Raw genomic sequence first — 22,716 nt, 5'->3', positions numbered from 1 at the left:
TTAAGAGCATGGACGTACGTTTACTGAAAGCATTTGTAACGGTAGCTTCCCTTCATAACTTCACAAAGGCGGCGGAACAGCTTGGATATGCCCAATCAACAATTACCTCCCAAATTCAGCTTCTGGAGAAAGAATTGGGTGTAAGATTATTTGACCGATTGGGTAAAAAGGTTTCTCTTACTCCGGAAGGAGAACATTTTCTGACTGACGCAAGACAGCTGCTTTTTTCATGGGAAAAAGCAAAAGGCTCACTCTCTCATTCAACGTCTCCACATGGAATACTGACCATTGGGGTAAATGAATCGGTTTGCTCTGTAAAATTACCAAAGCTGTTAGAAGAATACCGCAAACAGTTTCCGGAGGTAGAATTTCATATTAAAATCGGTTCCACAGATGAATTGGAATTGTGGCTGAACGAAAACCAGATTGATGTGGCAGTCTTATTGGACAAACTCTGGAATGTTCCAGAGCTTACGGTTAAAATCTGCGAGGAAGAAACTTTGGGCTTCTTTGTTTCCCCAAATCACCCTTTATTAGACGTGAAACATATACTTCCCCATGACGTGTCAGACCAGCCCATGCTTTTGGTATCCCACAGCAGCTGCTGGAAGAATATTTTTCAGGCCGTCATGGAAGAAGCAAATGAATCTTATAGAATTATGCTGGAAACAGCAAGTATCTCTGATTTAAAGCAGTTTGCCATACTTGGCTTTGGAGTTGCAGTCTTACCGTTATATGCCGTTTGGCAGGAACTGGAATCAGGTAAGCTTTCCATGCTTGACTGGAAAGGGAAAGAGTTAGAGCTATACGTTCAGGTGGTTCATCACAGAGATAAATGGCTCTCTCCCTCTCTGGAAGCATTTTTAGAAATATGCAGGAATGTGACATGGTAATACTGACTAACCAAACCACGGAAAACAACTTCTTTACTTAGTATCTATTCCGCCTTGTACTCTGCCTACAATTCCCCCTTCTAACATCACCTTAATGCCTCTTGGGTGATTGGGGGAATTGGTTAATATTCTCTGTACCACACCTTCGGTCAGTTTTCCGGTTCTCTGGTCCTGCTTTTGCACGACCATGACCCGGTCACCGATTTTAATCTCTTTTCTCACTGTTCCATCCATTTTATTGTTCCTTTCATTCTGTCATTTAAGTCTGATTTTTCATATACTTCTATAATATCCAAACATCATCGTTTAGTAGGGAATACTTATCTTTTCAAACTCATATTGCCCCGCGTTCACTGTCATGCAGCACATGGTAAGCTCCAAATCAAAACGCCGTTTTCCGCAGCTTCCTGGGTTTAAGAACAGCACCCCATCAATCATTTCCTGGGAATACTTATGAGAATGTCCATAAATCACCACATCTATATTTGACAGATCCTCAGGGACATCCTTTTTATTATGAACGATAAAAAAGCACACGCCTTCTATGGTGACTGTAATGCTTTCAGGCAGATTTTCTGCCCAATTCTTATCGTTATTTCCACGGACTGCATAGATTTCCCCCAGCCGCTCCATCTCATAATAGATGAGGGAATTATCTATATCACCGGCATGAATGATACAATCAGCGGCTGCCAAATGAACCCTGACTTCCTCTCGCAGCAAACCATGAGTATCCGATAAGATTGCAATGTGTTTCATAGATGCCTCTTTCTAAATTACTTTTATCTGTTTACTTAACAACAATCCCAATTATAAAGAATCTTGTCAAAGTTTCGATTCTTTAAATCTTCACTGTTGATGAAGAAATTGCCTACGCCGCAATCTCCCCATAGCACCAGATCGCCATATTCTTTGTCATAATCTGAATCCAATTGAAACAGCACGGTATCGTAATAGCTGTATTTCTCATTGTACTGTCTGGGATCGGTCTGTGTGAAGAATGGATAGCCTAACAGCCAGTGACCTGTACTTGAAAGTTCCTCAATCATTTGCTCATATACTTCATCATCCATTAAATCATAAAGGTTTTCTTCTTCCTGGAGGTCAATCCCTATTTCTTTCGCAATCTCACGGAATAAAGGTTCAAACCGGTAATCACATTCCCCTAAGTATACTTCTTTTTTTGAAAACTCTAAGGCATACTCCTTGGTGACCGGTGTGTATTCCTCTAATATCTCTTCCAGATTCGTTGGAGCTCCAAGGCTCATAACAGCTTCTTTTGCTATGGTATCATTTATTGTTTCATGATATATCACTCGAAACGTATCCTGTTTGTCCTGCTCATCAAAATCCAGACCAAAAACATCATCAAGTCCAGTAAAAAACTGCAGCATGCCTTTACCAGGCAGCCGTTGTCCAAAATCATATTGTTCCAGATTTATCTGAGCTAACATCATGAGCTTCTTTCCCTGGGAGTCAACGGGATATTCTTTTTCTATATCCCAATAGGGAATCCCGCCCAACTTACTGTCCCGCAAATCCGGCACCTTATCTTTACAGATTTTAATAGAAAATGCTTCCTTTTTAGTCCTTACTTTCAGTTCTTCTATGATTGGCTTAATATCGTTATAGTTCATCATCATGCACCTCTTCCTTTGTAGTTGTATGTTAGTGAATAAAACTTCTCCTGTTTCTATTCTTATGTCTGCGAGTATGTCCATACGCATCATAAGACCGTTGTCATCTATCATCGGCTTTTGGGGAGACCTGAGACAACGGATACTTCAACGCTATATTTACAATATGGCCTATGTTCTGCTCACCAGCAAATCTGTCCTCATCGGCAAAGTTTTCTGTCAGAGGAAACCACTCTAAGGGATTGATTTCTTGTACCAATGTTATATCGTCTCTTAGCTGCCCTACGAAAAACTCCAATATAAGATCCTGATAATAGTATGTTATGTCCATCAACCTGTGTAATGTAATATGGCACCTTGATATCCCAGTTTCCTCTTCCAATTCCCGGTATGCAGCATGAGCACTGCTTTCCCCTGCTTCAACTTTACCGCCTACAAAGTTATATCGTCCTTTGTATGGGTCTTTAACTCTTTTACAAAATAGTATTTTATCTTTCGTTTTATTAAATACAACGATACAGTTATATGTTTCCATGTTATCATCTGTCTTTCGTATATCTGTCTATTTTTTAAGGCTGGCATGGTATTATCTATCATGCTACCCATTATTCTAACATAATTTATCACAACATTCCATAATTGCTGAAAAGCAAAAGGAAATCACCATATTTAAAAACAGAGAGCTTTGCTTTACAAGGCTCTCTGCATTAACTTTATTCATCTCATTTAAATTTATTATTGGTGTTTCATATATTGAGAAACTACCAAACCAGCTTCATGGCCTTGCGCAATTGGATACCCTTCCTAATAATACATTTAATCCATGGGGTAACTGATCTGCAATACATTCCATGCTTTCTTTTACCGCTTTAGGGCTTCCGGGAAGATTTACGATTAATGTCTTTCCCCGAATTACACTGACTCCGCGGCTGAGCATGGCTCGCTTTGTAATTGCCATGCTGTATAGTCTCATGGCCTCTGCAATTCCGGGAGCATTTCTGGTGGCTACCGCGAGAGTTGCCTCTGGTGTACAGTCTCTTGGAGAAAATCCGGTTCCGCCGGTTGTCACGATTAGATTCACCTCTCTTTGATCAGAAAGTCTGATCAGCTCTTCCTCAATCTGGCTTTGTTCATCGGGAAGCAGCAAGGATTCCACTATACGGTAGCCGTTTTCTTCTAACAGCTCTTTTAACAGCACTCCGCTCCTGTCTTCCCGTTTTCCTGCAAAACCAGAATCACTGAGGGTTATAACGGCAGCTGTCAATCTCTCATCCCGATCCTTAAGCTGAATCACCTCATCTCCCACAGAAATTGTCCCGCCCTTTATAACTTCTGCAAACGTTCCCTCTGTGGGCATGATACATTTCCCCATTTTGTAATAGATCTGACAGTGGGAATGGCATTGTTTGCCATGCTGTGTCAACTGCAAGATTACATCCTTGCACTGAAATCTGGTGCCTATTGGAATGGAACTGAAATCAAAGCCTTCCACAATCAGATTTTCTCCAAAAGCACCGGGGAGAACATCCGCGCCCTCTCTTTTAAATGCCTCAATCTTTTCATGAGACAGAAGACTTACCTGACGATGCCAGCTCCCCCCATGAGCGTCTCCTATAATCCCATAGTTCATGGCAAACTCAGCTGTTTTCACATTTACCTTTTGGGTTCCCCGATTCTCACTGATACATACTGCCTTTACAATTCCCATATCTCTCACCGATCCCTGTTATTTATCTGTTTCTGTCTGCTAAGAAATCCCCACTTTTTCCGCCTGATTTCTGCTCCAGATAGATATCCTTTATCATCATCCCTTTATCCATTGCCTTACACATATCGTAAATGGTCAAAAGAGCAACACTCACACCAGTAAGTGCTTCCATTTCAACACCGGTTTTTCCAGTTGTCTTTATGGTACAGACTGCTTCAATCTCATAGCTATGGGAATCCATATTAAAATCCACTGACGCTTTGGTGATTGGGAGGGTGTGACACAGGGGAATCAGGTCCGGGGTCTTTTTGGCTCCCATGATTCCAGCCACTCTGGCGATTCCAAGCACATCACCTTTTTCTATGTTTTTATTCCTAATTGCTTCATAGATGGCTTTGCTGATCTTGATTCTTCCTTTTGCTACTGCTTCCCTGACGGTTTCTTTTTTATCTGTCACATCTACCATGACGGCGTTTCCATTGGTGTCAAAATGTGTAAAACCAGTCTCTATCTCCATGTTCTCTGACTTCCTTTCTTGTACACTGCTTCCTTTGTGCATCTGGCTGCTTATTTCATTGATGAAGGAAAATTATTTCACCTGCCATATCATATTGATACCCGCCGATCTCATCCATACGACGGTGAAGCTCTTTTGATTTTAATACTTGAAGAAAGGACTGCATTTCAGGAAGGTCTAAATATTTGACCGGCACTGCAAAATCATACTCTTCTTCTCCAATGGGAAGAAACTCCAAATCCATGGCACTTGCAGCCGCATATATTCCCAGGGCAGCGTCCGCGCTGTTGCTGGCCACCAGGGCCGCTGCTGCCATATGGGTCGATGCTTCTCTGTCGTAACCAGAGATCAGAGAAGCATCCATGCCTGAAAGCTTTAGCTTGTAATCAAAAAGCACACGGGTCCCCGCTCCTCTTTGCCTATTTACATAACGGCAATCAGCCAGATCTTCTATTCCTTTTATCATACGTGGATTGCCCTTTTGGATCATCAGGCCCTGAATCCGTTTGACTCCTTTTATAAGTGCCATTGGTTCTTTGAATAACCGGATTAAATAAGGGATGTTATATACTCCGGATTCCTCATCGAGGAGATGAACCGGAACCATATGTGCCTCTCCCCGCCTTAAGGCCATAAGACCTCCCATGCTCCCTACATGAGTGCTGGACATATAGATTCCCGGATTGTGAATCGACATCAAATCTCCAATGATATCAAGAATAAGATCATGGCTCCCAATGGAAACCAGGGTATGTCTGATCTCTGATAAGCTTCTGTAAAGCTCTACATTTACGGCTTCTCCTGCTTCTATGCCTTCGCAGTTCTGATCGATCACACAAAAACCATCTGCACGTACAAGACTCATAGCCGCACCGGCACCTCTGGAAAGGGGGGATGCCACCAATCTTCCATCCACCTCTCCGACCTTTACTCTCACGTATTCCTTGTGCTTTAAGGAAGAGACGAGACGCTTTGAGAGTACGGCATTTACCTTGTTGCTATCATATCCGTGTTCTCCCGTAAACATGGATAAAATTGGCTTTACAAAAGTTTCAAATCCAATGTAGGCGGATACCGGATAGCCGGGAAGTCCAATGACTGGCTTATTCTTTATTACGGCAAGTATGACTGGCTTTCCTGGCTTTATGGCAACTCCGTGTACCAAGACTTCCCCAAGCTCCCTTAAAACATGAACCGTATAATCTTCTGTTCCTGCGCTGGAGCCAGCGTTTACAATGACCATATCGCAGTAATCCAGGGCGCCGGACACCGCATTTTTAATCTTATCGTAATCATCTTCAATGGGAGAAAAACGCTCTGCAATTCCACCGTAAGAGTCTACCATCGCTTCAAACATTCTGGAATTGGATTCTATGATATCTCCATCTTTTGGCACTTCTCCAGGTTCGATGATCTCCGTGCCCGTAGGGAAAATGGCTACCTTTGGTTGTTTTACCACTTTGACGTTTGTAATTCCTCCGGAAAAAAGAACCCCGATGTCAATGGGGCGGATTTTATGCATACTGGCTAAAAGCATTTCTCCGACAACAATATCCTCTCCCACAGGCCTGATATGCTGCCAGGGTGTTGCTGCTTCCAAGATTTTTATGGAGCCGTCCTCCATCTCTATCACATCTTCTGCCATAATTACAGCATCGTATGGATATTTAACAGGATCACCGGTATCCACGATAATAAAATCCTCGTGTTTTTTCAGTTCCAATGGTTCCCGGTCGGATGCTCCCTTTGTCCTTTCGGCGATTACAGCAATTCCATCCATGGCGGCTGCGTTAAACAGAGGGGAAGAACATAATGCAAAAACAGCTTCTTTCGTTATTCGACCTAAGCTTGCTTCCGTTGGAATTTCTTCGTAATCCATCTTGATCCGGTTTTTCAAGGCATTCTCATAAATGATACGAGCTTCTTCTACCGGAGTATTGTTTAAGTATAAATTCCTTTTACCCATAATCTCTGCCTTTCCATGGGGATTCCTGTCATAGATAAAATACTTCCACCCGCTGCTCTTTTTTTATTCCTTCCTGATTTTGTCCCATTATAAAATAGCCGTCTGCTCTTGTTAAAGTACTGATAAGGCCGGATTTTCCGTGCACAGGCTCTGCATAATACTCCTCTTCCTTCTTTATAAGCCTTACCAGCTGACAGGTGGCCCTGCCCGGTGCTCCGGCCAGGTTGGTGGTCATACGGGCAAAAAGGGAATGAGCTCCTTTTTGATTGGTCATATGTTTATAAAGCCAAGCGACCATGAGTTCAAATACCAGTATGGCAGCCACCGGATGACCCGGCAGGCCAACGACCAAAGTACCAGTTAACGGGTCAAATCCAAAGATGGAGGGCTTTCCCGGCTTTAAAGCCAATCCATGAATGAGAGAATTCCCCCCTGTCACTTCATCAATAATCTGGCTGGTGGCATCTTTTTTCCCTTTGGAGCTGCCACCAGATATCATGACAAGATCACTGGTCTTCATGGATTGCAGCACCTTTTCTTTTAAAGGTTCCTTTTCGTCTTTAAGTACCATAACATTTAGCACCTTAAGACCGTAAGCTTCCGCCTTGGCACTGAGGGCGTAGGAATTAATATCTCTGATTTCTCCAGGTAACGGCTGACGCGATGGGTGTACCAGTTCGTCTCCGGTGGAGATAATGGTTATGGTCCAGGGCTCATATACCATCACCTCTAAAACTCCAAGACTGGCCATAACTCCAATCTCCTGGGGACGGATTCTGGTTCCCTTTTTTATGACCACCTCACCATGACGGATATCCTCTCCCTGTGCGACTACATTTTTACCATGAGCCACGGCATCATAGACTGCCAGGTGATGTTCATCGAACAGTTCACAGTATTCCTCCATGACCACGGCATCGGCTCCCTCAGGAATCATGCCTCCTGTGGGCACATATCCGCAGGTTCCCGCTTTTACAATAAAATCAGGCGAAAAGCCCATGGATACCTCTCCAGCCAGCTTAAGCAGTACGGGAAGCCCCTCCGAGGCTCCCCCGGTATCTCCTGACATTACAGCGTATCCGTCAACCATGGAACGGCAATAAGCTGGAACTGGCTCTCCTGCCATGATATCCTGAGCCAGTATGTGATCCAGCGATTTTAAGAGTTCGAGCCGAAGAATCTTAGGTTCTTTCCCCTCCATGACATCTACCAGTTTTTCTCTCGCACCTTCTAAGGTATGGACCTTTAATAACTCCATTGCTTTTCATGCCTTTCCTTAATAAAGTATCCAGTCTCCTTTGGTGTTCCCGAAAAGAGGAGCTTTCCGGCTTCCATCATATGAACTTCCTGGCATAGATTGTAGATATGAGTGGGCTGGTGGCTTACAATCACCCAGGTGATAGGATCTTCTGTTTGAATGTCTGTAATAATGCGCTCAAACGTTCGGATGCTCTCAGGGTCCATGTTTGCCATGGTCTCATCGATAAAAACCAGTTTCGGTTTAAATATGAGTGCTCTGGCAAAGGAAAGCTTCTGGCGTTCTCCACTGGAAAGGCTGGGAGCAAACTGCTCTTCTTTTCCTGTAAGGCCGCACAGATCAAGCCATTTTCCTATCACTTCCTTTGCAGGAATCTGATTTCTTATTTTTAAAGGGTAGATCAGGTTATGATAAACCGTATCATGAAGCATATAGGGTCTTTGGGTGGTAAAGGTAATGTCCTTACTCCTTAGGCTGCCAAGATCAATCGTTCCCTGATCCGGTCTCATCAGTCCGGTGATGAGCTTTATCAACGTGGACTTTCCACTTCCGTTACTGCCAATTAGCCCATGTATCTTTTTTTCCTGAAACAGCAGGCTCTTAATATCCAGTTGAAAACTTTCAATTCTTTTTTCCAGTTCAATAATTTTCACCATTGTTTTCGTACCTTTTTAACGTATCCATTAGTGTCTGTATGCAAAATGAAAGAAGCAAAAGAACCACTCCAAGGGTAATTGCCTCACTGTAATCCCCCTTGTTCCTCATCAAGGAAATTGCAGTGGTCATGGTTCTAGTTTTATACTGAATGTTGCCTCCCACGATCATAACGGCACCTACTTCACTAATAGACCGCCCAAAGCTGGCTGCCATTGTAAAATAGATATCGTGCTTCATTTCCTTTATCAGCAGAAAAAAGGTCTGACTCCGGCTGGCATTCATGCTGATGGCAAATGTACGGATCTCCGATGCTACATTCTTTGCTGCTGTACAAACCATTCCGCTGACAATGGGAGTAATAATGAATAACTGAGCAATGACCATAGCAGGGAAAGAAAACAACAAGGAAAGCTCCCCAAAAGGCCCTCTGCGCATGAATAGCAGGTAGACAATCAGGCCCACCACCACTGGCGGAAATCCCATAAGCGTCCGGTTGATCCTTAAAATAACTCTCTTCCCATAAAAATCTCTGCTTTCTAATAAAAGACCCAGGGGAATCCCAATAAGCGCAGAAAGAAAAGTGGAAACAAGCCCCAGCCTCATAGTCAGCCATATGATATCCATGGTTTCCCGATTAAGAGTCACATTCATCTGCTCCTTTACTCATTGGCCCCTGCATTGGGAGTAAATAAGGATTGTCCATATTCTTCTATTCCATAGCTTCCAATGAGCTTTTGGGTATCATCGGATAGAATCCAGTCTACAAAGTCCTTTGCTCCCTCCTCATTGATCTTGGAATTCTGCTTGGGATTTACCGCAATGACTCCATAATAATTAAGAAGCTGTGTATCCTTTTCACAGATAATATCCATGGAAGTTTTCTCTTTAGTCGTCAGCCAAGTGGCACGGTCGGATAAGGTATAGGCACCTTTTTCATCTGCCATAAGAAGCGTCGCTCCCATTCCCTGACCAGAGCTTAGATAATTAGGATTCTGATCGGGTGTAAGATTTAAGGATTTCCAAATAGAAAGCTCTTTTGTATTGGTCCCCGAATCATCTCCTCTGGAAACAAAGGGATACTGATTGTCAAAAATAGTCTGGAACGTTGTCTTAACGTCTTCATTTGGCTCTATCTTCCCGGTTGGTCCTACCACCACAAAGTCGTTATACATGACATCGTATCGTTTTACACCATAACCAGCTTTGATGAACTCCTCTTCTTTTGCTTTGGCATGAACAAGTAGAACATCTGCCTCACCGCTTTCTCCCATCTTTAATGCTTCCCCGGTGCCAACTGCTACGGTATCCACTTCCCAGCCTGTCTTTTTTGTGAAATCCGGTAGAATCACATCTAAAAGCCCGGAGTCCTGGGTACTTGTGGTCGTGGATAAGATAATTTTACCTTTTACCGGAACCGCCTCATTACTCTTACCTGCTCCAGTGGTTGTTACAGGCTGGGTCTGTGCCGTTGTTTCTGAGGTCTTGACAGTGCCGCATCCCATTAATAAGATACATACCATAAGGCTTAATAATATCATTCGTACACATTTCATCGTTTGTTCCGTCCTATCCTATTTATTATTGTTAATTGCTTTGAGACTGCATTTTCCTTATCCACCGATCTGGGACATATAATCCTGCTCATAGTACTCCGGGTACTGGGGAGTATGAAAGCTGTGTCCATCTGGCTTTCCATAAATACCAAGTGCAATGGCCCGTTCCAAGGTGACATCACTGGTTTCCCGTCTTAATATGGATTTTAAATCCCAGCCTTTTTCATATTGGAGGCAGGTCTTTAAATATCCGTCCGCGGTCAGTCGAATCCGGTTGCATTCGTTACAGAACTTATGAGACATGGCACTGATAAACCCGATGGAACCAACAAATCCTGGTAAGGAATAGTAACGGGCTGGGCCGCCTTCTTTTGCCGAAGGAATGGGAGTCATCTCTCCGTAGGTGTGAGTGATCAGGGTGCGAAGCTCCTCTTCTTTGCAGAAGGTATAATTCTTACCTAGTCCAATGGGCATCATCTCGATAAACCGAACACTCAACCGATTTCTTCTAGCAAGTCCCACCAGACCTTTTATATCTTCTTTTGATGTATCAGCCATTGGGACACAGTTGATCTTAACCTGTAATTCTTTGTACTTAACCGCTTCTTCTATGGCAGAGTACACCTGATGAAAGCAGTCTCTTCTTGTAATCTGTTTGTATCGGTCTGAGACTAAGGTGTCAAGACTGATATTTACCCCGTCTAATCCTGCTGCAAAAAGGCCAGGGAGGTGCTCCATTAATAGGGCTCCATTGGTAGTCAGGGTAACACGGCTGATTCCTTCCAACCGTTTCATCTCTCCCACCAGGGAAATGATATCCTTCCTGACGAGTGGTTCCCCGCCTGTAATCTTCACATGCTTAATTCCCAATCGGGCAAAGCAGCGGCATAGCCTGATGATTTCTTCAAAAGTCAGTATCTCGCTCTTTGGAAGAAAGACAGCACCGTCCTTTGGCATACAGTATACGCAGGCCAGGTTACACCTGTCTGTGACCGATATTCTTATATAATTGATGTCTCTTTTGAATTGATCTATCATTTCTTATCCTTTTAAGCATGCACCGATACTCCAACAGTGGCATAACTGGCAATGTCTTTACTTACCGTATCAAAGGTATCAAACCGACAGGTATCTTCCATGGATCTTGATATTTTCGTCAATCCCTTTCCAAGTCCCACCTCAATAAAACCTTTGGTTCCTGACTGTGAGAGCAGGGTAATTGATTTCCCCCATTTCATGGTACTGTACATGTTCCGTATCAATTCCTCCGAAAGATCTTTCGCTGTCCATCGAATGCTCTGATCAATACTGGATACTACGGGAATGGCGGAATCAAACATTTTGATTTTTTCTACACTGATGGATAAATCTCTCTCCTTTGTATGATAAAGAGGAGTATGGAATGCAAATTTAGAATCAATGGCATAGATATTAAGAGCACCTCTTTCTGCTGCCATCTCACAAACAGTCCGAATAGCACTTTCATATCCTGAGATTCCAAAACAATAGGGATTATTTTCGCAGGCTATATATACCTTGTCCTCACAATAGCTATCCTTTATGATCTCACCAAGCGCCTCCTTCTCAAATCCGATGATGGTCGCCATACCTTCTTTATTACTTTCCTTTTGGTTGATTTCATAAAGCAAAAAGGCCCCATCTTCAAATGTAATGGCATGACTGCAGGCCAGCGCTGTTATGAGCCCCATACTGTATCCGATGAGATAGTCCGGCACCACGCCCTGAGAGGCATACCACTGGTAGATAACATAGTCACAGGTGTAGATGGATAGCCAGTTATAAAAATTATTTTCCGTATCCAGGGGATCACCATCTAAGTAGGAATCAATATCCAGATCATATCTGTCTTTTAATAAGGCGGAAAGCTGACGGATCTTTTCTCTTTCCTTTTCTGGAAGCTTATGAATTGCTTTCCGGTAGTCCGTACCGATCCCTGCAAACATCATTGCCATACTGGTTTTATTTTTAAGATTACGTTCCATAACTGTCTCCTATATCTTTATGCTTCCGTTTGGTTTTAAAATAGATTTTATTGGTCCGCTTGTCCCATAGAAACCAGCTGACGGAAGATAAAATGATAGCTGTGACACACATTGATAACAATTTGATTCCTTTTAACAACCTTTCCACACTCCTCTCCCACTAAAAGTGGTTCCTCTATACAATTTCCCGGTATAAATAAAATGCTTCCGCGTAAGCCGTATTAACTTCCGCTCCCCGATATCCTGCTACCAGCCTGCTGGTATCCAAGGTTCTTGTCTGGACATTGTTTTCTGTAGAATATGCAGAAAGAGCCTCCAGCTTATCCTCTATCTCATGGCTGATATCTACATAGTAATTGGGATTAAACTTTTGGGTGGAAGCAAATATTTCATAAAACAATACTTTCTTTAAAAAGGGAGTTTTTGACGGACGGCACCAGACCATGGCTGCCTGAGAAACAATACGGTGGTCTGAATTCATATCAGCATCATAATGACAGTACAGAACTTCCGGCTTTATTTCAAAGATGATGCGCTCCAGAGAGGTTACGATGTCAAGCTGCGGAATGGTATCTAACATGATTAGGGGATGGTCTGCGAAGAATATCTCCTGTATTCCCAGCACATCTGCCGCTTTTTTTGCATGAGCTTTTCTTGTGTTCATAATCGCCTCATCAAAGCGCTTGGAATCTTTAGAGCTGATAAATACCACATAAACCTGGTCTCCTGCTTTAGTATGTTTTTTTATGGTTCCTCCGCATCCTAATACTTCATCATCAATATGGGATGCTATGACCAGTACTTTCATCCTTTCGTTCCTCTCTTTCGTGATTTATAGTAATTCTCCAGTATTTGATTCATGGACTTTGATGCCCGAAAGTTTATCTCCAGCCCAGCCTTTCCTGCACAAATGACGGAAGGTGCTTCCTCCTTATCTTCCTTTAAGATCAGCGAAGATTTGGAGCTGCACAGAGTAAGAATTTTAGTAACCAGTTGAAGCATAGTCATAGAATCCTCTGGTGCCAGGTTATAAATCCCGCTGCCGGAACATTCAAGGCATTGATAGATGGCTTTAGTAAAATCATCTACATCAAGTAACTGAATGGTTTTAGAAGGAGCTACAGAAAGCTCTAAATCCTCGTGATTCAACGCCCGCTCAAAAAACAGAGGGACCGCTGCAATATTCTTTTGTCCGGCTCCGGAGATGTTGACAGGGCGGAGAATGATCAGCTTCTTATGGGGGATCAGCTTCTGGCAGAGAAGCTCTGCTTCATATTTTGTCTTAGCGTAATTTCCCATAGGAGCTATGTGAGATTCCTCTGTGACAATTTCTTCATCCCTTGCATAAACCGCAGCCGTGGAAATATAAATAAACTTAGAAAATCCGCAGGACTCAATGAGATTTTTTGTACCTTCCACATTGATCTGATGGAATATCTGACTGTCAATGTCTGCACCAATGGTAGTACGGTTTAGTGCCGCCAGATGAATGATTGCATCAAACTCCTGATTTAAATGAAATTTCTTTGTAATATCGACCGAGTAATATTTGTCCAGGTCATAAGGAGAAGACGGTTCCATTCCCAGTCCATGGATTTCATGCTCCAGTGTCTTGAGTCTGGAAAAAAGATACCCACCCACAAATCCATTGACGCCTGTGATCAGCACTTTCATATATTTTCCTCCCCATATGCAATTGCAATCTGATAATCTTCTCTTTTGATCCATTGAATCTTTAACACCTTACCGTAACATTCAAAAGACTGTATGGCGTCTGAAGAAACCTCTTCTACCGGAAGTGATATCTCACCTAAATCAGCGGTAAGACCAAACGAGAGGGCCTTTGTGATCGCTTCTTTCATGACCCAGGTTCTGCAAAACATCTCATACTTTTCTCCTGGTAAAAGCCTCTCATAAGAGGCTAATTCTTTACCGGAATAAATGGCCTCCAGATCCTTATACTTTCTTTTTTGTAAGGAATGGGCTGTTTCTATATCTATGCCTACCTCCCGGTTCTTATCAGCAATCAGGACCAGATAATTTTCGCTGTGGGATAGATTGAACGTTAAATCAGTGACGGGCTCTAAAACATAGGGCTTTCCATAGGAATTTCTGCAAAACCGGAGCGTATCTGGGGAACAGCTTAAAAAACTGCTTATTATGATTCTGGTCAGGGAACGCCGGAGCATTGCCCTGTTTCTTGACCGCAGAATCGTAATATGATCTAACTGCTCCCTCTCTTCTTTCGATAAATAAGCTTCAAAAGGGATTTCATTTACTTTTCTGCACCGGTCTAAGTCTGCCAGATACACATGTTCCTTTATGAGAACCACCGCCCCACGATCCATCAGAGTAAAAAGTCCATACATACCGGCTAAAACCGCTTTATTAGTTCTGAAATAGCCTCTTCCTTACGCGTATCCGCATTATTGGGATCAAAGTGATTCTTATTTGCGATCTCAATCAAAATCATTTTTATAATAAAGCTCTGGGCGGAGATATCCAGTTTTCCTCCCAGGTAAATACTTTCATAGGGATTGCCCTCTAAGTATCTGGATACTCCCTGATCTACGATCTTTGTATATTTGTCCTGAGAGTCCAGCCCATGAATGAAAAAAGTGACAGGCTTTTGACGAAGAACTACTTTGTTTTTCTTTACATAGCTTGTTACAGAGTAAGGAAGCCTCCCGCCATAGATACCGGTACCAATATAGATATGGGAATAAAGGGATAAATTAAGGTCCCCGGTCTCTGAAATCTTATAGATATCAATGGGGTCATTTGCGTGTGACTTAATCCGTAAAACCGTTTCCTCCGTGGTGTTATTTCTTGAAGCATACAGTACTAAATTTTTCATGCTGCCTCCTGCTCTTAATTCCAAAAACCTTTGAAGTATCGCTGATCCATTCCATCTCTTAATTTTTTCCAATACTCCACATGATTGACATACCAATCCACTGTCTTTGAAAGCCCGGAAGTGATATCATATTGGGGCTGCCAGCCGAGAGCCCTTAGTTTATCCGTATTTAAGCTGTAGCGAAGATCATGGCCCGGTCTGTCATTGACATAGCGGATCAGGGATTCGTCTTTTCCCATAAGAGTCAGGATCCGTTTTGTCAGATCCAGATTTGTGACTTCCTGGGCACCGCCTACGTTGTACACTTCTCCATTCCTGCCTTCTTTTATTACCTGATAAATCCCGCTGCAATGGTCTTTTACATAGAGCCAGTCTCTGATCTGACTGCCGTCACCAAATACGGGAACTGAAATTCCTTCATAAAGATTGGTGATAAACAGGGGGATAACCTTTTCCGGATAAGCGAAGGGTCCGTAGGTATTGGAAGCTCTTGTAATACAGACAGGAAGTCCATAGGTAGCATAATAGCTGTATGCCAGACGATCTCCTCCTGTCTTTGAGGCAGAATAGGGGTTTCTGGGTTTTAATTCTGAGGTCTCGTAAAAACTTCCCTCCTGAATCTGTCCATACACCTCATCCGTTGAGATCTGAATAAACTTTTCCAGAGTTTCACGGTTCTTTAAGGCATGCTCAAGGAGTACATATACCCCGATCACATCCGTCATTAAAAAGTCCTGTGTATTTCCAATGGAACGGTCCACCGCAACCTCAGCTGCAAAATTGACCACTACATGAATCCCCTCCATCAGCGTTTCTACCAGGTTGGAGTCGCAGATATCTCCTTTTACAAACTCAAAATCTTCCCGGTCTATAACTTCTGCCAGATTGTCCATATTACCGGAATAGGTAAGCTTATCCAGTACGGTCACATGGATATCCTTTTCTTTCTCATATAAATATTTCACGAAGTTTGAACCGATAAATCCGGCACCGCCAGTAACTAAATATTTTCTCATCTTCATTCTCCTTCGTATTTTTTATATAATATGCTGGCATTATGGCCCCCAAAACCAAAGGAATTAGAGATTGCCACGTTGACTACTTTTTGGATTGGAACATTGGGTACGTAATTTAAATCCAGTTCCGGGTCTGGCTCTTTATAATTGATGGTTGGAGTAATGATACCCCGATTCATTGTTAAAACCGTAACAATTCCCTCAATAACTCCGGAAGCACCCACGGTATGACCAATCATGGATTTGGTTGAAGAAACGTAAAGGTTATCCGCATGGGACCCAAAACAGGATTTAATGGCCATGGTCTCGTATTTATCATTTAAATAAGTGGAGGTACCATGGGCGTTGATATAATCAACATCTTCCGGCTTCACTCCTGCCTGGTCCATAGAAAGCTTCATGGTCTTTGCCATCATCACACCATCTGCTTCCGGTGCGGTGATATCTCCTGCGTCGCTTGTTATGGCACAGCCACCTACCTCCGCGTAGATTCTGGCTCCCCGTTTCTTTGCATGCTCTTCGGATTCTAAGATCATGATGCCAGCCCCTTCTCCCATTACAAATCCATCCCTGTTTTTGGAGAACGGACAGCAGGCCGTTTTAGGCGTTTCATTCTTTACGGAAAGGGTCATGATCTGGTTAAAGCCCCTGATATAATCCTTTTGAATATGGGAATCGGCGCCCCCTGTAATGACCACATCTGCAAGGCCTGATTGAATCAGCTGCTGCCCCAGTGCAATTGCATAGGCAGATGAGGCACAGGCAGTGGAAACATTAAAATTGGGTCCTTTTAACCCATAGCGGATGGAGATCCAGGCACTGGGAGCATTGGGCATGGATTTTACAATGCTATTACTTTCTGATTTTTCTTTCTCCACATCACCGTAAGCAGTGGTTACAATTCCCAAGATCACAGCCACCCGGCTTCTGTCACAGGCATCAAAATCAATGAAGCTGTCTTTGACCGCCTCATCTGCCGCGACCAACGCCATCTGGGTCAAGCGGGTCATCTTGCCTCGTTCTCTCTTTTTTATCAGCTCTTTTGCCTTTTCTAAAAAGCTGTCATCTACCTGAGCCCCTATCTTCGTCTCTAATTCAGAAGGATCGAACAGCGTAATCTGCCTTACGCCAGAAGCTCCCTTTATCATGTTACAAAAGCTTTCTTCCATAGTATTTCCTAAAGCATTTATCATTCCCATACCTGTAATAACGGTCTTTTTTTCTTTCATGGATACCCCCCTAATGTTCACCATATACCTTTAAATCTGCCGGAAGAAACAACGGATCCAATGACTTTTTATATTCTGCCTTTAAGGTTTCTAAAAGCTTCTCCTCTTTTAATTCCTTATAAAGAGCTTTTAATGAAGCAGACAGGCCTAAGACTTCCTCTACGCTCTCCTGAAACTGCTTATTGTCTAAGAGAGGATCTTCCATGTAACGCGCAATTTCATTAAGCAGAAAGGAAAGAAATCTTATCCCATATTTTTCATAACACTCTTCCAGACTTCCAGTAAATGCAGAATCTCTCTTACGGCAATCTTCCAGGGATAAAAGTCCCTCTCCCCTTCTTCCCTCTTTCCCCTGCTTCTTGAGATCAGAAATTTTTAAAAGAAGAGGCTTATAAAGGGCTGAATGAATTTTGTCCGGCAGATTGGTCAGACACTGTGAAATAATTGGAAAGCCGGTGGAATCCACCATTTCAAAGATTCCAAATAAAAGTACCTGCTTGGTAATCTGGTCAAGCTCTTTTAAGGTAAGCTCTCCTTCTAAAGACAGCATATAGGCATATGCGGCCAGTGAGATTAAAATCTTTGACATCACCAGACGGTTTTCTCCTCTTAATACCAAAGGCTTTCTTCCCGTCACGAAAAGGAACTTAACCATTTCCGTTATCGTTTCATCACTTGTATCAGGGCCTGCATTTACTTCTGCTGTGGAAATTAATTTTAATGGATAGAAATAGTGAAGTCCCAGGCATCGCTCTTTTGCCTTTGCGCCACAAAATACATCCGAAACGTCAAGAGAAGAAGAATTGGTTGCAAAGATACAAGTACTTTTCGCAATCCCTTCCAATCTTTGAAAGATATCCTGCTTTACAGCTAAATCTTCTATTACAGTCTCTATAATCACATCACAACCAGCTAAGTCAGACAGCTTGTCTGTAATCATAGGACTTCCTTTTCCCATACGCTCTGGTTCTCTTTTTAATATTTTCTGAGTTTTCTTCGTGATCTTTTCTATTTGCTCCAGGTTCCTGGATACCAGTATGACTTCGCAATCATACTCCATGAAGGAATAGAAAAGATCCTGTCCCATTCTTCCTGATCCAACAATTCCTATTGTCATTCTTATCCTATTCTACCAGCAGGTCGCTTCCGTATTTCAGACGATATTCATCTCCCGCAACTTTGCTGGTTTTATATAATTTTCCAACCTGCTCATAAAATTTCGCTTCCGGCAGCACGGTCTCCACGACTGCATTGGTTAGATTGTAGTAATCCAGATTATGGTTGATGATGTCCTTTTTCATGGTCTCATAGAGGTCTGTTCCAGGAAATGGAGTCAGCACCGTAAATCCGGCATGATAGATGGGATTATCGCTTACAAACTGTGCCACCCGGTCAAAGTCTGACTCCACGTATTCCGGTCTTACTATGTAGTTGCCATTGACTAAGATACCAAGGCTGTTTAAGAACTTTAAGGCACCGGAAATATTCTCGATGGTGTTTTGTTTATTATAAGCTTCCAGCTCTTCATTGCTGGTGGCCTCTAATCCGCAAATTGTAATTCGAAGCCCTGCTTTAACGGCGAGCTCAATAAGGTCCGGATGCTTGATCACCGTATCCGTCCGCACATCTGCCAGATAATAATGGTTGTTTAATCCTTCCTCAATAATTCTTGTGAATAAGAGTCTGGCTTTTTTAATATCACCGAAGGTATTGGCATCGCAGAAACGGATAATAGGATATTCATCCATTGTCTTTAATTCCCGGATAATGCATTCCACATCTTTATGAAAATATCGTCCGCCCGTGGTCTGCCAGATGCTGCAGAAGTTACATTTATGGGTGCAGCCCTGGGAGGTACTGATATAGTGGATCTTTTTTCCCATCTGCCGAATGGTATAATTATATTTATCCGTCAGCTTTCGGTTTGGCATAACCGTATCCAAAATATGCTGCTCCTTAATATCCTCGGTGCTGAGACTGCAAATGGACTGGGTATAGAAAAGGCTGGTCCCTTTATTAAGCCCAAGCCCTGGAATCTGACTGAAATCGGCCAGCCAGCCATCTGCCTTAAATATCTCTATCATCTTTTTAAAGCTGTATTTTCCAATTCCAACGGTAACAAGATCGGCCTTGGAGCCTGCAAAGGAATCAGGGCAGAGGGTGGGGTGTATGCCACCTACCATGGTTAAAATGTTCTTGTTATATTCCTTTGTGATATTTAAGATTTTAAGCACTGAATTATACTGGGCAGTAATGCAGGTAACTCCCACGAAATCAGGAGAAAACCGTTTTAATTCTTCCACATACGCCTGGGTAAAATCATATCCCGGTATATTATCTTCTTCTGTTTTTTGATCCAGAATCACCACTTCATCGTCAGGTACCATACTTGCCAGCTCATTTAAAGCCAGAGGCGGTCCCACCATGACTCTTCTCCCAAAAGATTTTCTTACGGCGTCATCAGCAAAATCAAACATACGGAAAACTCTGGGAATGGGAGGATTTACCAATAGTATTTTCATTCCTTGTTCCTCACTTTATATTTTTCTTAGTGTAAAACCTGCCTGCATGAATTTGCTTACCTCCATGACAAAGCTGAAAATAAGATCCCCGCTCTCATAGGCGTGTTCCTTTAACAAATTGTCAATGGATATTAGAGCGGCAGGAGGTCCTGCATATCCAACATCTTCAATGGCACTGTAAAACTGGTCTTTGCGGATCCCAAGGCCCAGACATTCTTCGATGATCAGCTCTCTCACAAACTTTGAGGGCATATTTACCACAAAATGCTTTAAGTCTTTTAAATCAATGTTCTTTTCATTTAGCATACGAACCAGAGCATTGTAGAAGATGGATTTTCCATTCTCTTCCATGGCATAATCCCGCATTTCATTAAGATAAATCTGACGGATATGGTGATAGCCCTTCTCGTAATCCTCCTTAGGATTGGTCCAGTGATAGGGATAGCTGTTTCCCATGGCTGACAGCTTTTTGCTTCCCGTGGATTCAAAGTAGGTATCTTCCAGATAAAGCCCTTCCTTTTCATCCTTTGCCGCAGTAAATACCATAGCGCCTGCCCCATCGCAGAGATACCAGCGCAGGAAGATGTCTTCTTTGGTAATCAGGGTCTGATTATAAAATTCCGGGATAAAGCAGGAACTTGCTACACTGGAGGAAATCACAAGAGCATTCTTATACTCCCCTGAGGCCAGCATAACATGGGCCAGCTTAATCGCTTTGTAGATGGAGGTACAGTTGGAATGAATGTGAATTTCTCCGCACATATCAATCCCCAGCTCTTCCTGTATTCTTGTCGTAATGGGCGGAATCTGATGGGAATAAGCACCGCCGTATATTAAGAGATCAATATCCTTTGCCAAAACACCGGCTTCTTCCATGGCCTTTTTAGCCGCTTTGACAGACATTGTTAAGTTGTCGTCCGTAAATGTCCTTGTTTCATTGTCAAAGGCATAGTAGCAGTGATTGATCCCAAGCATTTCTTTAATAATAGGCTGCACTCTTCCTGCCCAGTTCTTAATCTTTTTAGGTGCCTCCTTAAATTCTCCCAGATAATCATTGATTTGGTCAAAATCAATGGGATTTCCCGGAAGGTATGTACCTGCGCCAGATAATTTTACATTGATAGCCATCGGCTGGACTCTCCTCTCTAAGTAAAATAGTATTCTTTAAACCCATCTAAGAAACGAAACCGATTGGCGAAATTATAATCACACCGATGTTCCTTGATAAAAGCAATGAGCTTTTTTGCATAATCCAACGAGCTTTTTCTTGGTACCAGAAGATCGACCATTCCCAGCTTGTCCGCTTCCTGGGAATCAATGAGACTTCCCTTTACAATCATTTCATAGGCATGAAAAAATCCTGCTTCTTCCGAAAGCCTCTGGTTTCCATTGACTCCGGGCAGGAGCCCGAAGGTAGATTCCGGAAGCCCAAGCCTGGCACCTGACTCACAAATTCTTATATGGGAAGATAAGGCCAGTTCAAATCCAGATCCAATGCAGAAGCCACCTATGGCACTTACCACGGGAATCTCCATATGAAACAGCTTTCGAAAGCTTTTTTTACACTCCACATACCATTCGGGATAATGAGTTACCAAACCATCTTCTACTGATGTATGAGAACTGATAAAATCCAACAGCTCTCCCACATCAGCCCCAGAGCTAAAATGCCTTCCGCTTCCATATATAATGATTCCGGAAGCACTTGTGGTCAGGGCATATTCCTCTATGACCTTTGATATCTCTAACAGAAACTGGGATTGCATTTTATTGGCTGGAGGCATATTAATGCAGATATATGCAATTCCTTCCGATTCTTCGTAAATAATGGTCTTAAATTTATGTGTCATCACTTTGTATCTTCCTCAGTTTTTATAAGTGCCAGTTTACAAAAATAACTGGTCTCAGGATCGGTGGTGAGTGTTTTTCCTGACAGACAGCAGTCTTTGTAGGCATTCATACAGCTTTTAATCCCATGAAGCTGCTCTCTCGTCCGCTCCAGAGTCAGGTTTACCATTTCTGTTTCCAAGTCTTTATAGAAGCTTTCGTTCCTTAACATTGCATTGGCAAATCCATGATTGATAAGTTCTTCACAATTCATGATCCGGGCTTCTTTTCCGAATGAAGCTTTGGGAGCGAATAGAAGCTGTAAAAAATAAACACCTCTCAAATGCTTTGGATCATACCGCATAGCGCAATCTTCGGAGAGAAAGCACAGATCAAATACATACATCTTTTCGCAAAGACTCATGGAGAACTCACAATCAATGACTAAAACAGAAATGATATAAGGATTAAAAAGAACCTTTTTTATCTCTAGAAAATCACTGCCCGATAGGTCACTGAAACAGTCCTCTTTCAGTTGCAGGATAATGATGTTATGCTCTCCTGTCTCAATCGCTCCGCTTATAAATGGTTCCAGATCCCTTTCGGTCCTGATCTGGCAGATTAACATATGGTTATCCATCAAATCATTCCCCCCTGTGGGCTATGACTGGTTCTTTGGCTGAAAACATCTCTCTGATATGGGGCGGAATATCGTACACAATCCGATCCTCTGACACAAGAAGCATTTTTACCTTTGCTTTCATCATGGTGGTTTTCTGACCCTCACATACCGCTTTATGGTCGGATACAATATAATTGTTTTCTATCCAGTAACGGCTGTTTATCACAAACCGGTCAAACAGCCGTAATTCTTTGATATACTTGACATTTACCTCTATGACAACCGGATATAGCTTCTCCCGTTCTAAGTCCTCCATCATGGAAAACTCCCGAAAGAAATTCCAGCGCACAGTCTCTAAATAATTTAAATAAACCGAATTATTTACATGTTTGAAAGAATCCAGCTCATGCCCCTGAACTTCAAACCAGCACTGATTGGTTAAAATAATATC

General features: G+C 42.6%; 26 protein-coding genes. 1 reads left to right on the top strand and 25 read right to left on the bottom strand.

Annotated features, from left to right (window positions below; genetic code table 11):
- The first annotated feature begins 8 nt into the window (after positions 1 to 8).
- Complete coding sequence (locus tag T546_RS0110520) at positions 9 to 893, top strand: LysR family transcriptional regulator (RefSeq protein WP_026891577.1); 885 nt, start codon at positions 9 to 11, stop codon at positions 891 to 893.
- A gap of 33 nt (positions 894 to 926) precedes the next feature.
- On the opposite strand, the gene T546_RS0110515 is transcribed toward T546_RS0110520, so the two are convergent.
- The 25 genes from T546_RS0110515 to T546_RS23315 all read right to left on the bottom strand — a co-directional run bounded on the left by T546_RS0110515 (position 927) and on the right by T546_RS23315 (position 22,710).
- On the bottom strand, positions 927 to 1,127 hold the full coding sequence (locus T546_RS0110515; RefSeq protein WP_026891576.1) for a YwbE family protein: 201 nt from the start codon (positions 1,125 to 1,127) through the stop codon (positions 927 to 929).
- A 72-nt stretch (positions 1,128 to 1,199) separates the two neighbouring features.
- Positions 1,200 to 1,652, bottom strand: coding sequence for a metallophosphoesterase family protein (locus T546_RS0110510; RefSeq protein WP_026891575.1), 453 nt, complete (start codon positions 1,650 to 1,652; stop codon positions 1,200 to 1,202).
- A 35-nt stretch (positions 1,653 to 1,687) separates the two neighbouring features.
- A complete protein-coding gene (locus T546_RS0110505) occupies positions 1,688 to 2,536 on the bottom strand; it encodes a YwqG family protein (protein WP_026891574.1) in 849 nt (282 codons plus the stop codon).
- 97 nt (positions 2,537 to 2,633) lie between these two features.
- Positions 2,634 to 3,065 (bottom strand): NUDIX hydrolase, encoded by a 432-nt coding sequence (locus T546_RS0110500; RefSeq protein ID WP_026891573.1) that lies wholly within the window; start codon positions 3,063 to 3,065, stop codon positions 2,634 to 2,636.
- Between the two features lie 240 nt (positions 3,066 to 3,305).
- The gene (locus T546_RS0110495; protein ID WP_026891572.1) at positions 3,306 to 4,238 is read right to left on the bottom strand and encodes an MOSC domain-containing protein; all 933 of its coding nucleotides are present in this window, start codon (positions 4,236 to 4,238) and stop codon (positions 3,306 to 3,308) included.
- A gap of 22 nt (positions 4,239 to 4,260) precedes the next feature.
- Positions 4,261 to 4,755, bottom strand: a complete 495-nt coding sequence (gene moaC / locus T546_RS0110490; RefSeq protein ID WP_084326336.1) for a cyclic pyranopterin monophosphate synthase MoaC — start codon at positions 4,753 to 4,755, stop codon at positions 4,261 to 4,263.
- 55 nt (positions 4,756 to 4,810) lie between these two features.
- A complete protein-coding gene (locus T546_RS0110485; protein ID WP_026891570.1) occupies positions 4,811 to 6,721 on the bottom strand; it encodes a molybdopterin biosynthesis protein in 1,911 nt (636 codons plus the stop codon).
- A gap of 28 nt (positions 6,722 to 6,749) precedes the next feature.
- Complete coding sequence (locus T546_RS0110480; RefSeq protein WP_026891569.1) at positions 6,750 to 7,979, bottom strand: molybdopterin molybdotransferase MoeA; 1,230 nt, start codon at positions 7,977 to 7,979, stop codon at positions 6,750 to 6,752.
- On the bottom strand, positions 7,967 to 8,635 hold the full coding sequence (locus T546_RS23325; RefSeq protein WP_051629748.1) for an ATP-binding cassette domain-containing protein: 669 nt from the start codon (positions 8,633 to 8,635) through the stop codon (positions 7,967 to 7,969). The genes T546_RS0110480 and T546_RS23325 overlap by 13 nt, the downstream gene beginning before the upstream one ends.
- Positions 8,619 to 9,281: an ABC transporter permease gene (locus T546_RS0110470; RefSeq protein WP_026891568.1), complete on the bottom strand. Its 663-nt coding sequence runs from the start codon at positions 9,279 to 9,281 to the stop codon at positions 8,619 to 8,621. Before T546_RS0110470 ends, T546_RS23325 begins: the two co-directional genes overlap by 17 nt.
- Positions 9,282 to 9,295: 14 nt before the next feature.
- Positions 9,296 to 10,189, bottom strand: coding sequence for a substrate-binding domain-containing protein (locus T546_RS0110465; protein WP_026891567.1), 894 nt, complete (start codon positions 10,187 to 10,189; stop codon positions 9,296 to 9,298).
- A gap of 57 nt (positions 10,190 to 10,246) precedes the next feature.
- The gene (gene moaA / locus T546_RS0110460; protein ID WP_026891566.1) at positions 10,247 to 11,227 is read right to left on the bottom strand and encodes a GTP 3',8-cyclase MoaA; all 981 of its coding nucleotides are present in this window, start codon (positions 11,225 to 11,227) and stop codon (positions 10,247 to 10,249) included.
- Positions 11,228 to 11,238: 11 nt separating this feature from the next.
- Positions 11,239 to 12,192 (bottom strand): ACP S-malonyltransferase, encoded by a 954-nt coding sequence (locus T546_RS0110455; RefSeq protein ID WP_026891565.1) that lies wholly within the window; start codon positions 12,190 to 12,192, stop codon positions 11,239 to 11,241.
- Positions 12,193 to 12,367: 175 nt separating this feature from the next.
- A complete protein-coding gene (locus tag T546_RS0110445; protein ID WP_034598880.1) occupies positions 12,368 to 13,000 on the bottom strand; it encodes a PIG-L deacetylase family protein in 633 nt (210 codons plus the stop codon).
- Positions 12,997 to 13,866, bottom strand: coding sequence for an NAD-dependent epimerase/dehydratase family protein (locus T546_RS0110440; protein WP_026891563.1), 870 nt, complete (start codon positions 13,864 to 13,866; stop codon positions 12,997 to 12,999). Before T546_RS0110440 ends, T546_RS0110445 begins: the two co-directional genes overlap by 4 nt.
- The gene (locus T546_RS0110435) at positions 13,863 to 14,561 is read right to left on the bottom strand and encodes a 4'-phosphopantetheinyl transferase family protein (protein WP_026891562.1); all 699 of its coding nucleotides are present in this window, start codon (positions 14,559 to 14,561) and stop codon (positions 13,863 to 13,865) included. Before T546_RS0110435 ends, T546_RS0110440 begins: the two co-directional genes overlap by 4 nt.
- Before the next feature lie 5 nt (positions 14,562 to 14,566).
- Positions 14,567 to 15,049: a flavodoxin domain-containing protein gene (locus tag T546_RS0110430; RefSeq protein WP_026891561.1), complete on the bottom strand. Its 483-nt coding sequence runs from the start codon at positions 15,047 to 15,049 to the stop codon at positions 14,567 to 14,569.
- 14 nt (positions 15,050 to 15,063) lie between these two features.
- Positions 15,064 to 16,065, bottom strand: coding sequence for a dTDP-glucose 4,6-dehydratase (gene rfbB, locus T546_RS23320; RefSeq protein WP_034598877.1), 1,002 nt, complete (start codon positions 16,063 to 16,065; stop codon positions 15,064 to 15,066).
- A 2-nt stretch (positions 16,066 to 16,067) separates the two neighbouring features.
- A complete protein-coding gene (locus tag T546_RS0110420; RefSeq protein WP_026891560.1) occupies positions 16,068 to 17,294 on the bottom strand; it encodes a beta-ketoacyl-[acyl-carrier-protein] synthase family protein in 1,227 nt (408 codons plus the stop codon).
- Positions 17,295 to 17,304: 10 nt separating this feature from the next.
- Positions 17,305 to 18,411: a 3-hydroxyacyl-CoA dehydrogenase family protein gene (locus T546_RS0110415; protein ID WP_026891559.1), complete on the bottom strand. Its 1,107-nt coding sequence runs from the start codon at positions 18,409 to 18,411 to the stop codon at positions 17,305 to 17,307.
- A gap of 7 nt (positions 18,412 to 18,418) precedes the next feature.
- Entirely contained in the window at positions 18,419 to 19,816 is a 1,398-nt protein-coding gene (locus T546_RS0110410; protein WP_026891558.1) for a B12-binding domain-containing radical SAM protein, read from the bottom strand.
- A gap of 15 nt (positions 19,817 to 19,831) precedes the next feature.
- Positions 19,832 to 20,944 carry a 3-oxoacyl-ACP synthase III family protein gene (locus T546_RS0110405; RefSeq protein WP_026891557.1) on the bottom strand — a complete coding sequence of 371 codons (1,113 nt, stop codon included), beginning with the start codon at positions 20,942 to 20,944 and terminating at the stop codon, positions 19,832 to 19,834.
- 17 nt (positions 20,945 to 20,961) lie between these two features.
- A complete protein-coding gene (locus T546_RS0110400; protein WP_051629742.1) occupies positions 20,962 to 21,666 on the bottom strand; it encodes an enoyl-CoA hydratase/isomerase family protein in 705 nt (234 codons plus the stop codon).
- On the bottom strand, positions 21,666 to 22,283 hold the full coding sequence (locus T546_RS0110395; protein WP_026891555.1) for a hypothetical protein: 618 nt from the start codon (positions 22,281 to 22,283) through the stop codon (positions 21,666 to 21,668). Before T546_RS0110395 ends, T546_RS0110400 begins: the two co-directional genes overlap by 1 nt.
- Positions 22,284 to 22,287: 4 nt before the next feature.
- Positions 22,288 to 22,710 (bottom strand): acyl-CoA thioesterase, encoded by a 423-nt coding sequence (locus T546_RS23315; RefSeq protein WP_330371915.1) that lies wholly within the window; start codon positions 22,708 to 22,710, stop codon positions 22,288 to 22,290.
- Positions 22,711 to 22,716 lie beyond the last annotated feature (6 nt).

The sequence above is a fragment of the [Clostridium] aerotolerans DSM 5434 genome, from assembly GCF_000687555.1.
Lineage (GTDB): Bacteria > Bacillota > Clostridia > Lachnospirales > Lachnospiraceae > Lacrimispora > Lacrimispora aerotolerans.
Note: the sequence above shows the minus strand (reverse complement) of the source record. Positions and strands in the feature narration are given on the sequence as shown.

What these genes read in the sequence shown, in the direction of transcription:
- T546_RS0110520 (WP_026891577.1), top strand. Translation starts at nt 9, where the DNA reads ATGGACGTACGTTTACTGAAAGCATTTGTAACGGTAGCTTCCCTTCAT.
- T546_RS0110515 (WP_026891576.1), bottom strand. Translation starts at nt 1,127, where the DNA reads ATGGATGGAACAGTGAGAAAAGAGATTAAAATCGGTGACCGGGTCATG.
- T546_RS0110510 (WP_026891575.1), bottom strand. Translation starts at nt 1,652, where the DNA reads ATGAAACACATTGCAATCTTATCGGATACTCATGGTTTGCTGCGAGAG.
- T546_RS0110505 (WP_026891574.1), bottom strand. Translation starts at nt 2,536, where the DNA reads ATGATGATGAACTATAACGATATTAAGCCAATCATAGAAGAACTGAAA.
- T546_RS0110500 (WP_026891573.1), bottom strand. Translation starts at nt 3,065, where the DNA reads ATGGAAACATATAACTGTATCGTTGTATTTAATAAAACGAAAGATAAA.
- T546_RS0110495 (WP_026891572.1), bottom strand. Translation starts at nt 4,238, where the DNA reads ATGGGAATTGTAAAGGCAGTATGTATCAGTGAGAATCGGGGAACCCAA.
- moaC (WP_084326336.1), bottom strand. Translation starts at nt 4,755, where the DNA reads ATGGAGATAGAGACTGGTTTTACACATTTTGACACCAATGGAAACGCC.
- T546_RS0110485 (WP_026891570.1), bottom strand. Translation starts at nt 6,721, where the DNA reads ATGGGTAAAAGGAATTTATACTTAAACAATACTCCGGTAGAAGAAGCT.
- T546_RS0110480 (WP_026891569.1), bottom strand. Translation starts at nt 7,979, where the DNA reads ATGGAGTTATTAAAGGTCCATACCTTAGAAGGTGCGAGAGAAAAACTG.
- T546_RS23325 (WP_051629748.1), bottom strand. Translation starts at nt 8,635, where the DNA reads ATGGTGAAAATTATTGAACTGGAAAAAAGAATTGAAAGTTTTCAACTG.
- T546_RS0110465 (WP_026891567.1), bottom strand. Translation starts at nt 10,189, where the DNA reads ATGAAATGTGTACGAATGATATTATTAAGCCTTATGGTATGTATCTTA.
- moaA (WP_026891566.1), bottom strand. Translation starts at nt 11,227, where the DNA reads ATGATAGATCAATTCAAAAGAGACATCAATTATATAAGAATATCGGTC.
- T546_RS0110455 (WP_026891565.1), bottom strand. Translation starts at nt 12,192, where the DNA reads ATGGAACGTAATCTTAAAAATAAAACCAGTATGGCAATGATGTTTGCA.
- T546_RS0110445 (WP_034598880.1), bottom strand. Translation starts at nt 13,000, where the DNA reads ATGAAAGTACTGGTCATAGCATCCCATATTGATGATGAAGTATTAGGA.
- T546_RS0110440 (WP_026891563.1), bottom strand. Translation starts at nt 13,866, where the DNA reads ATGAAAGTGCTGATCACAGGCGTCAATGGATTTGTGGGTGGGTATCTT.
- T546_RS0110435 (WP_026891562.1), bottom strand. Translation starts at nt 14,561, where the DNA reads ATGTATGGACTTTTTACTCTGATGGATCGTGGGGCGGTGGTTCTCATA.
- T546_RS0110430 (WP_026891561.1), bottom strand. Translation starts at nt 15,049, where the DNA reads ATGAAAAATTTAGTACTGTATGCTTCAAGAAATAACACCACGGAGGAA.
- rfbB (WP_034598877.1), bottom strand. Translation starts at nt 16,065, where the DNA reads ATGAGAAAATATTTAGTTACTGGCGGTGCCGGATTTATCGGTTCAAAC.
- T546_RS0110420 (WP_026891560.1), bottom strand. Translation starts at nt 17,294, where the DNA reads ATGAAAGAAAAAAAGACCGTTATTACAGGTATGGGAATGATAAATGCT.
- T546_RS0110415 (WP_026891559.1), bottom strand. Translation starts at nt 18,411, where the DNA reads ATGACAATAGGAATTGTTGGATCAGGAAGAATGGGACAGGATCTTTTC.
- T546_RS0110410 (WP_026891558.1), bottom strand. Translation starts at nt 19,816, where the DNA reads ATGAAAATACTATTGGTAAATCCTCCCATTCCCAGAGTTTTCCGTATG.
- T546_RS0110405 (WP_026891557.1), bottom strand. Translation starts at nt 20,944, where the DNA reads ATGGCTATCAATGTAAAATTATCTGGCGCAGGTACATACCTTCCGGGA.
- T546_RS0110400 (WP_051629742.1), bottom strand. Translation starts at nt 21,666, where the DNA reads ATGACACATAAATTTAAGACCATTATTTACGAAGAATCGGAAGGAATT.
- T546_RS0110395 (WP_026891555.1), bottom strand. Translation starts at nt 22,283, where the DNA reads ATGGATAACCATATGTTAATCTGCCAGATCAGGACCGAAAGGGATCTG.